This window comes from Sodalis sp. CWE (assembly GCF_019646055.1).
Classification (GTDB): Bacteria; Pseudomonadota; Gammaproteobacteria; order Enterobacterales; family Enterobacteriaceae; genus CWE.
The window spans coordinates 1-12,989 of the sequence record NZ_JAESFE010000001.1; the positions used below are offsets into that span (position 1 = coordinate 1).

General features: G+C 30.7%; 9 protein-coding genes and 1 tRNA gene. 7 read left to right on the forward strand and 3 right to left on the reverse strand.

The features are described from left to right. Positions 1-73, forward strand: a tRNA-Trp gene (locus JK145_RS00005). Positions 74-191: 118 nt separating this feature from the next. On the opposite strand, the gene pssA is transcribed toward JK145_RS00005, so the two are convergent. Both pssA and priA read right to left on the reverse strand, forming a co-directional pair. Beyond that, entirely contained in the window at positions 192-1,550 is a 1,359-nt protein-coding gene (gene pssA / locus JK145_RS00010; protein WP_220664846.1) for a CDP-diacylglycerol--serine O-phosphatidyltransferase, read from the reverse strand. Positions 1,551-2,272: 722 nt separating this feature from the next. Continuing rightward, complete coding sequence (priA, locus tag JK145_RS00015) at positions 2,273-4,477, reverse strand: primosomal protein N' (RefSeq protein ID WP_220664847.1); 2,205 nt, start codon at positions 4,475-4,477, stop codon at positions 2,273-2,275. A gap of 226 nt (positions 4,478-4,703) precedes the next feature. On the opposite strand from priA, the gene rpmE reads away from it, so the two are divergent. Next, positions 4,704-4,922 carry a 50S ribosomal protein L31 gene (rpmE, locus tag JK145_RS00020; RefSeq protein WP_220664848.1) on the forward strand — a complete coding sequence of 73 codons (219 nt, stop codon included), beginning with the start codon at positions 4,704-4,706 and terminating at the stop codon, positions 4,920-4,922. 1,034 nt (positions 4,923-5,956) lie between these two features. On the opposite strand, the gene nfo is transcribed toward rpmE, so the two are convergent. Next, positions 5,957-6,808, reverse strand: coding sequence for a deoxyribonuclease IV (nfo, locus tag JK145_RS00025; RefSeq protein ID WP_220664849.1), 852 nt, complete (start codon positions 6,806-6,808; stop codon positions 5,957-5,959). Positions 6,809-7,445: 637 nt separating this feature from the next. Between nfo and JK145_RS00030 the strand changes: the two genes are divergently transcribed. The 5 genes from JK145_RS00030 to tpiA all read left to right on the forward strand — a co-directional run bounded on the left by JK145_RS00030 (position 7,446) and on the right by tpiA (position 12,942). Further along, positions 7,446-8,294 carry an SPOR domain-containing protein gene (locus tag JK145_RS00030; protein ID WP_220664850.1) on the forward strand — a complete coding sequence of 283 codons (849 nt, stop codon included), beginning with the start codon at positions 7,446-7,448 and terminating at the stop codon, positions 8,292-8,294. Between the two features lie 89 nt (positions 8,295-8,383). Beyond that, positions 8,384-8,914, forward strand: coding sequence for an ATP-dependent protease subunit HslV (gene hslV / locus JK145_RS00035; protein ID WP_220664851.1), 531 nt, complete (start codon positions 8,384-8,386; stop codon positions 8,912-8,914). Between the two features lie 12 nt (positions 8,915-8,926). Next, positions 8,927-10,264: an HslU--HslV peptidase ATPase subunit gene (hslU, locus tag JK145_RS00040; protein ID WP_220664852.1), complete on the forward strand. Its 1,338-nt coding sequence runs from the start codon at positions 8,927-8,929 to the stop codon at positions 10,262-10,264. A 734-nt stretch (positions 10,265-10,998) separates the two neighbouring features. Further along, positions 10,999-11,745: a ferredoxin--NADP(+) reductase gene (gene fpr / locus JK145_RS00045; RefSeq protein WP_220664853.1), complete on the forward strand. Its 747-nt coding sequence runs from the start codon at positions 10,999-11,001 to the stop codon at positions 11,743-11,745. A gap of 414 nt (positions 11,746-12,159) precedes the next feature. After that, positions 12,160-12,942: a triose-phosphate isomerase gene (gene tpiA / locus JK145_RS00050; protein ID WP_220664854.1), complete on the forward strand. Its 783-nt coding sequence runs from the start codon at positions 12,160-12,162 to the stop codon at positions 12,940-12,942. Positions 12,943-12,989 lie beyond the last annotated feature (47 nt).

Sequence of the window (12,989 nt, forward strand, 5' to 3'; positions counted from 1 at the left end):
GGGGCGTAGTTCAATTTGGTAGAGCACCGGTCTCCAAAACCGGGAGTTGGGAGTTCAAACCTCTCCGCCCCTGCTTAACAATTTATATTAAATAAAATTTTGCTCTTTGAATGTAAAGAAGAAATTAATCGAATAAAATCCGGGTTTTATAATTGCTTACGTAAAACAATACTCTTTCTCTTACTTCTGTATTATAAAAGAATTCGATTGATTAATCGATCAATAAGCATTCTACGTAATCGACGAATGAATTTTCGAATCTTAATTGGATAGTCATCTATATTTTCAAGTTCTGAAAAATGTTGGATTATTTTAGTATGAATACAAATTTGGTCGAGTTCTTTTTTACGTTGTAGGCAAAGCACTTCTTCGGGATCATGAATTAGTAACGCATTTTCTAAATCAAGGCGCCAAGCACGTGGGTTGAGGTTATTGCCAGTTAGTAATTGCCACGTGTTATCTATCCATATTCCTTTTATGTGAAAGCTGTTTGTACCGTCTTGCCATAAGCGAACTATCAATTTATTTTCATCTATATATCTTTGTAATGGTCGAAGAAAATGACGCAAATTGATCTCATATAGATACGGTAAAATATCAATCATTTTGAATGAGCTTTCTTCTGGAACATAAAAATCGTTAGCAGTTTTGTCACCAATAACAATTTCAATTCTCTTACCTATACGTAATAGACTGATTAAATCATATTTAAGTAAAGTGGGTAAATTAAAATAAGGCGTACATAAAATTAAATTATTTTCAGTAGAACACAATAAGTGATGAATTGTTTTATTTAATGGACTTTGCCTACCTAACCCAATCAGTGGAGTAATAGCTAATTCATTGCTATTAGCTTTTCCTTGAAAACGATAATCGGCTTTACGCAAAAGCTGGCGAAGCATTTTAGTATCGTGCTTTATCTCAAAAGTTTTCGGTCTTGAAACATTATCCAATCTACGTACTGCTGGTGCGGTTAGTAAATATTGCTTAATATAAGTAAGTAGCGTGTCAGATAAGGAAAGATTACGAATAATTTTATAACGGTCATAACGATATTTGTCTAATTGATGCAAATAAACATTATTTAAACTAGCTCCACTGTAAATCACTTGATCATCAATAATGCAGCCTTTTAAATGAAAAACACCTAATGCCTCACGTGTATTAACTGGTATACCATAGATCGGTACGTCTATATCTGGATGATCTTGCATCATACGACAATACCAATCCGCATTGGTATTGGAACCGATTTCTCCTATACGGTTTCGTTGTGCTCGATGCCAATCAATTAAAATTGTTGCATCTAGAGATACATTATGATATTTAGCTTTGTAAACCGCTTCAAGGATTCGTTTTCCACCTTGATCCTGTTCTAAATATAGTGCGACTAAGTAAATTCGTTTTTTAGCAAAAGAAATAATCCTTATAAGCTCACGGTAAAAATCATGAGGACTATAAAGAGTTTTAACATCTGCAGCTACCTGAGGAATTTTTGGCAGTTGTGCAACGTACTGTCGGTGCTTTTTTTGCTTAAAGTTCGAAAACATTGCAACTAATTTTAAAAAATTAAGTATTCTAGTAGAGTTATTTTTTTTGAATTAAAAATGTATTTTTTCTATTTTAGTTATTAGTTTTACTGTTTGAAAAAACAATTTCCTTTAAAGCTCTTTTTTTTTGATTAAAACTTACATAGAAAAATATGATCATTTGTTATTTCAGCGCAGCAAGCATTTTAAATTTTAAATCTTAGTTTTTTATTAAATGTTTTAAACATCATTTAATTTTAACTTCTTCAATTTTATTTGACCTTTTGTTTACTGAAAGAAAATTTCTTCTTTAAAAGAATGAAATAAAGACAAGGTTTCTAGCAATGTTTTAGTATAGAAAAAACTACTTTGATGAGCTCTATATTAGAACAATGAAAAATTATGAATTTTGGTATTTTAACACGTATTGCTTTAATATGGACGAGTTAACATTTATCCAAGCTAGGCAATAACCTTCTAAAAGACACACCATTGTTTCAATAATATTGAAGGACTATTACTTTTTACAAGTACTTATTTAAATGTTCTCGGAATCTTCTCTTAGAATTAGTAGAACAGTGATTACCTTTTACCTTAAAAGCAAGTCTTCTTAAAACAAAAAGAACTAATATAGCCCTTTACTTATTATTTAGAATAAATGATTGGCATATATTCACTAATTAAATTAAAAAAACTAATTAATTCTCCTGTTTAAGAATTTAGTTTTTAAAAAAATGTTTTTTTTAATTTTCAATGGGATCTACATCTAAATACCATCTTATCTTTTTGTTAAGTGGCAAAGAATTTATTAATGGAAGACTAGTAGTAATTAAATTTTGTAGCTGATAACAGGAAAGATGAAAGAGTAACAACTGCCAACAAAAACGTCTATCCTTTTTAGGAACTATTGCAGGAATAGGTCCTATAATCCATAAATCATCATTATGCAACGAACTAAATTCTAATATTTGACGTAATTGATTAAGAAACAGCTGTGCATAATGATTATTTTGATCATATGCTCGGAATAAAATTTGTTTACTAAATGGGGGCAGGTTTGTTTGACGTCGTTCTTCCAGACTTTGCTTAGCAAAATTCATATAACCGTACGATAACAAGGTTTGCAATAAAGGATGATCTGGGTAACAAGTTTGTATTAATACTTCCTTTTGTTTTCGAGTTCGTCCAGAACACTCAATAATCTGTGTATATACTTGTGCAAAACGTTCAGGAGCACGAAAATCATAAGAAAATAGAACACCATCTATGTCCAAAAAAGATATTAAAGTAATGCATGGAAAATAGTAATTTTTTACTAAAATTTTTGTACCAATTAAAATACATGAATTACCTTTTTGTGCTTGAATTAAACGCATCCTAAAAGAGTTTTTACATGCTATAGTATCTCGATCAATTCGAATTATTGGTGTACCTGGAAATAAAGATATTAGCGCCTCCTCTAATTGTTCAGTTCCAACTCCGACTGTAACTAAGCCAATCGATCCACAGTGTAAACATTGATATGGTAAAGCACAATGGCTTCTGCAATGATGGCAACGCAATTGCCAGTGATAATGCTGGTGTAAAGTATAGTAACGATCGCATCGTTGACATGTAGCAATCCAACCACATTCACAGCACAATAATACCGGCGAAAATCCACGTCGATTCAAATATAGCATCACTTGATTGCCCTCTGCTAAATGCAAACGCATTCTGCTTAGCAAAGGCAGAGAAAGTCCGTTTATCAGCCTGTGTCCTTTTATATTGAGCAATTTACGTCTAACAATTTTAAGTTGTGTGATTCTATTTCTTAGAGTAAGTTGACGGTATTTTTTTTTATAAACATTAGCAATAGTCTCAAAAGAAGGTGTAGATGTAACAAGAACTATTGGAATCTTTTCTTCTCGTGCACGAAATACTGCCATATCGCGAGCATGATACCGCCATCCTTTTCTTTCTTTATAAGAGTTGTCATGTTCTTCATTAATTACAATGATTCCTAATCGAATAAAAGGGGCAAAAATTGCTGAACGGGTTCCAATGACAATTGCACACGCTCCATGAAATACCTTTAACCAAATTGCTAATTTCTCACTATCATTGAGTTTTGAATGTAGAACTTCAATTGGAACATTAAAATACTTGCGAAATTGTATAATTTTTTTTAGAGACAAATTAATTTCCGGTACTAATACTAAAGCTGGCTCTCCTTTAGAAAGGAGATTTTCTATTATAGTTAAACATACATCAGTTTTTCCAGATCCACTAGCACCAGTCAATAACCAAACAACAAATTTATTTCGTTCACTAAGAATAGTCTTAACAACAGTCTTTTGTTCTATATTCAGTTTCAGTTTCCTCTCGTTAGCCTGGAATCTTAATCGCCAATCATAGTACATGTTCGATTCTTTAGATTGTAAAATGCACAACCCTTTATTGCGTAATAAATAAAATGTTGATGGGTTTAACTGTAATGCGTTCATTTGATGATAGTATATTGGCTTTTTTAAAAGCAATGCTAAGACTCGTCTTTGTTGTGGCGCTCGATTTAAACTGCATAATTTTATTGAACGACCTTGCTCTGTAACAATCCACTGTCGTGGATAATTTATTACTGCAGGTTTACCATGACGAAGTAAAGCGGGTAAAGCATGAAACAATACTTGTCCAGTAGGATAGTGGTAATATTTTGCAGACCAATTCAAAACATGCCATAAATTAACTGAAAATAATGATTGCTTATCAAGCACTTTACAGATAAATTTCAATTTATCTCGAGATATTTTGCTCCTTTCATCTTGAAAAGAAATGATTATTCCAGTAACCTGACGACTCCCAAAAGGAACTCTAACACGACTTCCAATTATTGGTGACATATTATTTGGCATAAGATAATCAAATGTCTTTGCCACCGGAACTGGTAATACAACTTTTACAATTAACATGATATCTTTCTTGAGCAGAAAAGAAACACTGTGTTCAAATTTTATTGAAAATTTGCTACTGATATTTGTATTTATAAGAAATAACTTCAGATTAAAAGACCATTGTACAAAAACGAATAGACCTTGCTTTTTCTAAAAGAATTAATTTTTTTATAAAAAAAGTAAATATATCTAATGCAAAAAAAATATTTTCAGTTTTTAAAAAAATTGTATTTTTAGAGGTATTATGAAAAAAAACATTCATCCAAATTATGAAGATATAACCGCTTTCTGCGCCTGTGGAAATATTATTAAGACACGCTCTACATTAGGGCGCAACCTAAATTTAGATGTTTGTGGGAAATGTCACTCTTTCTATACAGGAAAACAGCGTGTGGTCGATACTGGTGGCCGTGTTGATCAATTTAAGAAACGATTTAACGTACTAATTGGTAAAAAAAGTTAATCTCGCAGATTTAAAAGTTAATTGATTTGATCAACATTAAGTAATAACAACGATATCTATTTGATCTTTGTTTTATTTTTTCTTAAATTTACTACCTGAAGCTAGATTAGCTGGCAATTTAAAAAGTTAAAAGTGATTTTCAACATAAAAAATTGAAATTGCTTTGCTTATTATTAAATTCCATTCGCTAATAAAGTACCGTATACATACGAATATCTATAATTCCTTAAGAATTTATCCAAAAAAATTGAAAGTTAATTTCTATCCATCAGGTTTGATTTGTTAAAAAACGCAACATTAGCAATTAAGAGCGTAGAACTTTGCTTAATAAAATTAATTTCAATTGAAAATTGACTTTAATATTTCTTTTATTTATTCAATAAATTTACTATTTTCAGTACTTTTTTATTTAAGCTAAACAAAAGTTCCGCATAAAAATGAATATCTACGTAAAAATATTTACATGTTCTGCTTTAGATAAACAAGCAGAAAGAAGATGTCTTTCTTTTTTTTTATTTCCAATACTTTAGAAAATCTTAAAAATTCATTGATTTTCGAAATACAAAAATATAATTGTTCCGAGCTAATGTTTAGATAGAACATCATTTAGTTTTTAAAATCTATTTTTTAGAAATAAAGGTAATATTTCAAATGTATTGAATTAAATACTTATTTATAACTACCTTACTTTGAAAAGTATTTTTAGAACTTTAAAAGTTAAGTACTTGTTGATGGGCAAAATTAGAAGATTTTTTTTAGAAACTCTTTCTTACTAAGAGTCAGTTATTATGTTATTGTATAGAGATAGTTATATAATAACTATTTAATTTTAATAACGTCATTAAAGAAAATTAGAAGTTACAACCATTCAAACAATGTAAATTCTTTGCATTCTTTTTTCCTGTAAAAATAGAAATATTAATTAGTAATTAATACAGAATTATCCCTTGATAAAAAGAAACGCCTTAACAAATTGTTAAAAAAATAAAAATCTTTTTTATTAAAATTTTTAGAAAAAAATACTAATTTGCTTATTAAGCAGATAATGATTTTAGCCAAGAAATTTCTTTTAACCAAAGTTTTGAGTCAATTGTTTCTAAAATTATAGGAATTTCATTAAAACGATGATCAGTTACTATCCAAGAAAAAACAGCTTCTCCTATCTTTCCTCCAAAAAGATTGTAATGACGATCGACCCGACTACCACAACTAACCATAGTATTATTAAGATGTAAACCACGTAAATAGAAAAAACCAATAATATCATCAAATTGCTTGAAAGTATCAACGCAAGATGATACGTTACACAAGTTATAACCAGCAGAAAAAGCATGACACGTATCAATACAAACCCCGACACGATTTTTGTCATCCACCCTGTAAATAATTTCTGCAAGCTGCTCAAACCGAAAACCAACCATTCCTCCCTGACCAGCTGTATTTTCGATGACAGCGGTAACATTACAAGTTTTTTCTAATGCTAGATTAATAGAATCAGCAATACGAATCAGACAATTATTTTCACTAATTTGTTTTAAGTGACTACCAGGATGAAAATTAAGTAAATGTAATCCAAGTTGCTGACAGCGCTGCATTTCATCAATAAATGCCTCACGCGATTTTTTAATACCTTCATAAGTTGGATGCCCAAGATTGATAAGGTAACTACTATGTGGAAGAATTTGCTTAGACATATAACCATAATGCTTGCAAGCGTTTTGAAAAGTACTAATAGCTTTATAAGAAAGTGAATCAACTTTCCATTGACGATGATTCTTAATAAAGAACGAAAACGCTGTTGCTTTAAGATTACTAGCATGTCTTACTGCATTAGACACGCCTCCCAATACACTAACGTGTGCTCCGATAAATTTTTTCATTTTCATTTTAATTTCTTATGTCTAAATTCTAAATACGATAGAATTGTATAAGACGATCATATTATTGAAATAGATAGATTTTCCTTTCCTTCATTTTATGCGTTAATGGAAGTTTACGAGTTAATTTAAGTTACGCTTTGACGTTAAATGCTTTTTACACGGATTCTCTTTTCTGATATTGTTTTCAACAACTTTTTATTTTCGAAAAATTCGAAATATTATTTTTCTTTTTTATCATTCTCTAATTTTTTCTAAAAATTAGAAAATCACATAATTTATCCTTTAGGTAAACAAAATTCCAGTTTGGAATATAATCAAAATTTGCAGTTCCTTAACTATTAAAATGCATAATTAATTAATAGTGATTGTTGAAGGTAATTAGTTATTTACTGTGACTAGTTCTTTCAAAGATGGTGACTGCAAAATGCAATAACTACTCATGAAACTGCTTTTTTAAATTTTTTATTCGTTTAAATTCTTACATTAGTAAATATTAGAAATATGCTAAAACTACATTTGTTTATATAATTAATACCTTATATTCAATATATTTTAATATATCTGAAAATTCGTTCTAAATTTGTACTAGCCAAAGATCATTATATTCAGTAGCATAGAGTATTGATAATCAATTTAGAATGTAATGAAAATAAAAACAGCACGAAAGGACTATGCGAGACATGGTTTCTTTTTGAGAGATCGATATAGAAGAACGTTGCATCGAAAAAAAAACCGTATCTTTTTTGGTATATCTAAAATGTTTGTTATGCAAATAACTGTTATATTAAGTATGCTTTTTGGTTGCCTTTATTTAATCGCTCATAATTCAGACAAATTAGTAAACGCAACCAATTATAATAAAAAAGTTGATAGTCTACTTCCAAGTAAACCAAAAGAGCGATGGCGTTATATTAAAGAATTAGAAAATCACCAAATTAGCACAAAAGCTCAAAAAACTACTAATAATCTAAAAATAGTAGATAAAACACACTTAGTAAAAAAAATATCAATTAAAAAAAAGAAAAAAAATATGTACTGGCATTCAGCGTCCTCTAACCCTGATAAATTGATTCATAATGAACAAAAAAAAATACCTAATATATGGCCACATTTAATTACTCAGACGTCTCATAATCTCTTGCAAGAAAGATCCATACGACCATTAAATCGTATAACATCATCAAACATAATATCACAATTTTTATCTAAACAAATAGAGCAAAATGTTACTATGTTAATAGGTGAAAAAAAAATGGTAACTAAAGAGCAATCACGACGTTGGTTAGTTCAATGTGCATCTTGTAGAATTAAAAAAAGAGCGGAGTCAATTCGAGCTCAATTAGCACTCTTTGGAATTGAAAGTCAAGTTGCCATAAGCAACGGTTGGAATCGAGTTGTACTAGGTCCTTATACTCATCGCATTATTGCTAGTAAAGTCTTACAAAGAATGCGAAATACTGGAATATCAAATTGTATCCTAGTTGCTAACTAGAATTAAAAAATTTAAAATGTTACTCCGTGCAGTAATATTTATATTTTGATTACTGAGACAATATTTGTATTTGTTTTAAGGAATTATTCGTGACAACAATTATAAGCGTACGTCGCAATGGAAGTGTCGTTATAGGCGGTGACGGACAAGCCACTTTAGGAGATACCGTTATGAAAGGTAATGTACGTAAAGTTCGCCGCTTATACAATGACAAAGTTATTGCTGGTTTTGCTGGTAGCACTGCGGATGCTTTTACTCTTTTTGAGCTATTTGAGCGCGAATTAGAAGTGCATCAAGGTCACTTGGTTAAAGGTGCAGTTGAGTTGGCCAAAGATTGGAGAACTGATCGTATGCTTCGTAGATTAGAAGCTCTTTTAGCAGTCGCTAGCTCATCAGATTCGCTTATCATTACAGGAAACGGTGACGTTATTCAACCAGAAAATGATCTTATTGGTATTGGATCCGGAGGTCCCTACGCACAATCCGCAGCACGTGCGCTCTTGGAAAACACTGATTTAAGTGCTCGAAAAATTGTAGAAAAAGCATTAAGAATTTCTGGTGATATCTGTATCTATACTAATCAGTTTCATACCATCGAAGAGTTATCATATAAAGTATGAAGGACGAATAAAATGTCTAAAATTACTCCACGAGAAATTGTTAGCGAACTTGATGGCTATATTGTAGGTCAGCATAAAGCTAAGCGAGCTGTAGCTATCGCATTACGTAACCGTTGGCGTCGTATGCAGTTAGATGGCATTCTTCGCCAAGAAGTAACTCCAAAAAATATTCTTATGATTGGACCTACTGGCGTAGGTAAAACAGAAATTGCTCGTCGCCTAGCTAAATTGGCCAATGCTCCATTTATTAAAGTTGAAGCGACAAAATTTACAGAAGTGGGTTATGTAGGAAAAGAAGTAGACTCGATCATTCGTGATTTAACTGATTCAGCTGTTAAAATGGTACGATTGCAATCTATCGAACGAAATCGTTTTCGAGCCGAAGAACTAGCTGAAGAACGAGTACTTAGCGTTCTCACTCCATCCTTTAAAAAGAGCTGGGAACAAGAAGAAGGTAATACCGATGCTCTTAGTATTCGTCAGAGTTTTCGAAAAAAGTTACGAGAAGGTCAATTAGATGAAAAAGAAATCGAAATTAACCTCGCTGAAACTTTAGCTCCAGTTGGTATTGAAATCGTAGCCCCTCCTGGCATGGAGGAGATGACTAATCAATTACAATCGATGTTCAAAAATTTGGCTAGTCAAAAACAAAAGCCTCGCAAAATAAAGATTAAAGACGCTATGAAAATTTTAATAGAAGAAGAGGCTGCCAAATTAGTAAATCTTGAAGAATTAAAAGAAACCGCAATAGAAATGGTAGAACAACACGGCATCGTTTTTATTGATGAAATAGATAAAATTTGTAAACGTAGCGAAATGTCTGTCTCCGATGTATCGCGAGAAGGGGTTCAGCGTGACCTTCTTCCATTAGTAGAAGGTTGCACCGTTTCTACAAAGCATGGAATGGTAAAAACAGATCACATCTTATTTATTGCGTCTGGTGCATTTCAAGTTGCTAGTCCTTCAGATCTCATTCCTGAATTGCAAGGAAGATTACCAATCCATGTTAAGTTAGAAGCGCTTACTAAAAATGATTTTGAACGAATCTTAACGGAACCAAACGCTTCTTTAACTGCTCAATATATTGCATTAATGGCAACAGAAGGAGTAAATATTATTTTTACTGAAGACGGCATTAAACGTATTGCTGAAGTAGCCTGGCAGGTAAATGATCGTACTGAAAATATTGGCGCTAGACGTTTACACACCGTTTTAGAACGTTTAATGGAAGATATTTCTTACAACGCTAACAGTCAGAATGATAAAATAATTTCCATTGATGCAGACTACGTTCGAAATCATTTAGATGAACTAATATATGATGAAGATTTAAGCAAATTTATTTTATAAATAAGACGGATTACAATTTTTATTTTAAGTTTAGACCAATTTCCAGTTTTATTTCTATCTAATAATCAGACTAACTAGTCAATACTACAATGAACTAATTGTACCAAATTACTTAGAATTTTTCTTTGATTTTCTTCAATAAGTAATTTGATAATTTACTGAACAATAGACTTGTTCAGAGCGTTTTTGCTTTTATTAGTTACATATATATAAAATTCTGATAGAGTGAAAAAAATTGGTTTTTTTTGATCTACTTAGCATAATGAATAATCAATGAAAAATTCTTTCTATGTTCAGATATCGCTCATAAAAAAATGGTATGATTATTTTTAAATATAAAGGTCGAGTAATTGTCATGTCTATTTTTCTAAGGTAGAAAAATTCTACGATATCGGTAATTAGTAAGTTAATTAGTTTTATTAATTATTAACCAACCCATTTTGATTGAAAAAAAACGAATTTGATAGAGAAGTTCAATAATATGATTACTTAGTTTAAATAATAAATGCAAAGCAAAAATGCATAGAATTGAGTTCATATATTTCATTTCAGCTGTTTTTCTTGAAAAATTAATAAAGTAAATAATCCATGCTCATCTCTTATAAGATTCGTTTAACTAGATGATGAAATGTCTACTTCAAAATTGTTATATTAACACGTTAATAATTGTGTATCACGTCTATATCAGATGAACTAAGAAAATAATAAAAACTTATTTAATGAGGATCAATATTATGTCTGAATGGGTGATAGGTAATGTAGTTCAAGTGAAACATTGGACTGATAATCTTTTTAGTTTAATCATCCGTGCTCCAATTGACCCTTTTGTTGCTGGACAGTTTACTAAACTAGGGTTAGAAATTAATGGAAAGAAAATACAAAGGGCTTATTCTTACGTTAATGCACCAAAAAATAGAAATTTGGAATTTTATTTAATTGCTGTACCAGGAGGCAAATTTAGCGGGAAACTGCATGCAATGCAACCCGGAAATAATTTAATGATTACTAAAAAAGCAGCAGGTTTTTTTATATTAGATGAAATTCCATCCTGCAAATATCTATGGATGCTAGCAACAGGTACCGCTTTAGGTCCATACCTGTCAATATTGGAACAAGGTGATGGACTCGAGCGTTTTGATAAAATTATTTTAATTCATGCAGTAAGATTCGCTAAAGAATTAAGTTACCTACCGCAAATGCTAAAACTTCAGAGGCGTTTTAATAACAAATTATCTATACTAACAATAGTGAGCAGAGAAATAAATCAAGGGTCGCTTACTGGTCGGATCCCTTCTCTTATTAAAGATGGTTCACTAGAACAAGCGATAAACCTAAAATTAGAAGCAAAAAACTGTCATGTTATGTTATGCGGCAATCCAAATATGGTACATGATACGCAACAGATTTTAAAAGAAACAAGAGCTATGCAAAAACATTTCAAAAACAGTCCTGGACATATAAGTACTGAACATTATTGGTAAGCAGAATAATGTTCATGATATTTGATTTAACATTAGATTAGATTTCTTTTAAAGAGAAAGATCCCCCAATAGTTTTTGGCAAATTTTATGTTCTTAATTTAAAAAGAATAAATTTACTTTAATAAAAGTATTACGCCTAATTAAAGATTTTTTTCAAAAAAACTAAAAACATATTAATAAGCATGCTAAGTTTGTTTAATTTTAAACAAAAAATTTAGATGTTTTTTATAGATACAAAAAGCTTAAAAAAAATAAAACTGAATTTTCTTTTTTATTTCACTAACCTAAAATGATCAACGTTTAATCCTTTATTATCAAATCTACACATTAGAAAATGTGCAAAAGAGGATATTTCAATGTTTTTATATGGTCAATCTTGAATAAGAAACCTTCTCTATTCATAGGAGAATAATAATGCGTTATCCATTAGTAATAGGTAATTGGAAACTTAACGGAAATAAAACCACTATTAGTGAATTACTTACGGTGATAAAAGCTGAACTCAATAGTTTCACTGTTACCTGTAGTGTTGTTATCGCCCCACCGATGATTTATCTTGATTTAGTTAAGCGTTATCTTGATAAAAGTTTGATTATGTTAGGTGCTCAAAATGTCGACATTCATATTTCCGGACCCTATACTGGAGAAATTTCTTCTGAAATGCTTAAAGATATCGGTACGAAATATGTTATTATTGGGCATTCAGAACGACGTATTTATCATAAGGAAAATGATTGGCTTATCGCTAAAAAATTCTCTATTTTAAAAAAAATAGGATTAATTCCAGTATTATGCATTGGAGAAAATGAAATGGAAAAAAATGCCGGTAAGACTGAAGTGGTATGCGCTTATCAAATTGATTCCATATTAAATCATTTAGACATTAAAGCGTTTGAGAATATTGTTATTGCTTATGAACCGATTTGGGCTATTGGCACTGGAAAATCTGCTACTCCATCACAAGCACAAAAAGTACATGAATTTATCCGAAAACACATTGCTGTGCACGATGCAGCAATTGCAAAACGTGTTATCATTCAATATGGTGGATCGGTTAATACCCATAATGCTGCTGAATTTTTTTCTCAGCCAGACATTGATGGCGCCTTAGTTGGTCAAGCTTCTCTGAATGCTTATACTTTTTCAGCTATTATCAAGGCTGCTTCTATAATAAAGCAAGAAAAACTTGATAGTTAAAATTTCAAAAAATTAACACCTATCCATCTATGGATAGATAGATACAG

Coding starts and splice junctions, on each gene's coding strand:
- pssA (WP_220664846.1), bottom strand. CDS start 1,550: ATGTTTTCGAACTTTAAGCAAAAAAAGCACCGACAGTACGTTGCACAA.
- priA (WP_220664847.1), bottom strand. CDS start 4,477: ATGTTAATTGTAAAAGTTGTATTACCAGTTCCGGTGGCAAAGACATTT.
- rpmE (WP_220664848.1), top strand. CDS start 4,704: ATGAAAAAAAACATTCATCCAAATTATGAAGATATAACCGCTTTCTGC.
- nfo (WP_220664849.1), bottom strand. CDS start 6,808: ATGAAAATGAAAAAATTTATCGGAGCACACGTTAGTGTATTGGGAGGC.
- JK145_RS00030 (WP_220664850.1), top strand. CDS start 7,446: ATGAAAATAAAAACAGCACGAAAGGACTATGCGAGACATGGTTTCTTT.
- hslU (WP_220664852.1), top strand. CDS start 8,927: ATGTCTAAAATTACTCCACGAGAAATTGTTAGCGAACTTGATGGCTAT.
- fpr (WP_220664853.1), top strand. CDS start 10,999: ATGTCTGAATGGGTGATAGGTAATGTAGTTCAAGTGAAACATTGGACT.
- tpiA (WP_220664854.1), top strand. CDS start 12,160: ATGCGTTATCCATTAGTAATAGGTAATTGGAAACTTAACGGAAATAAA.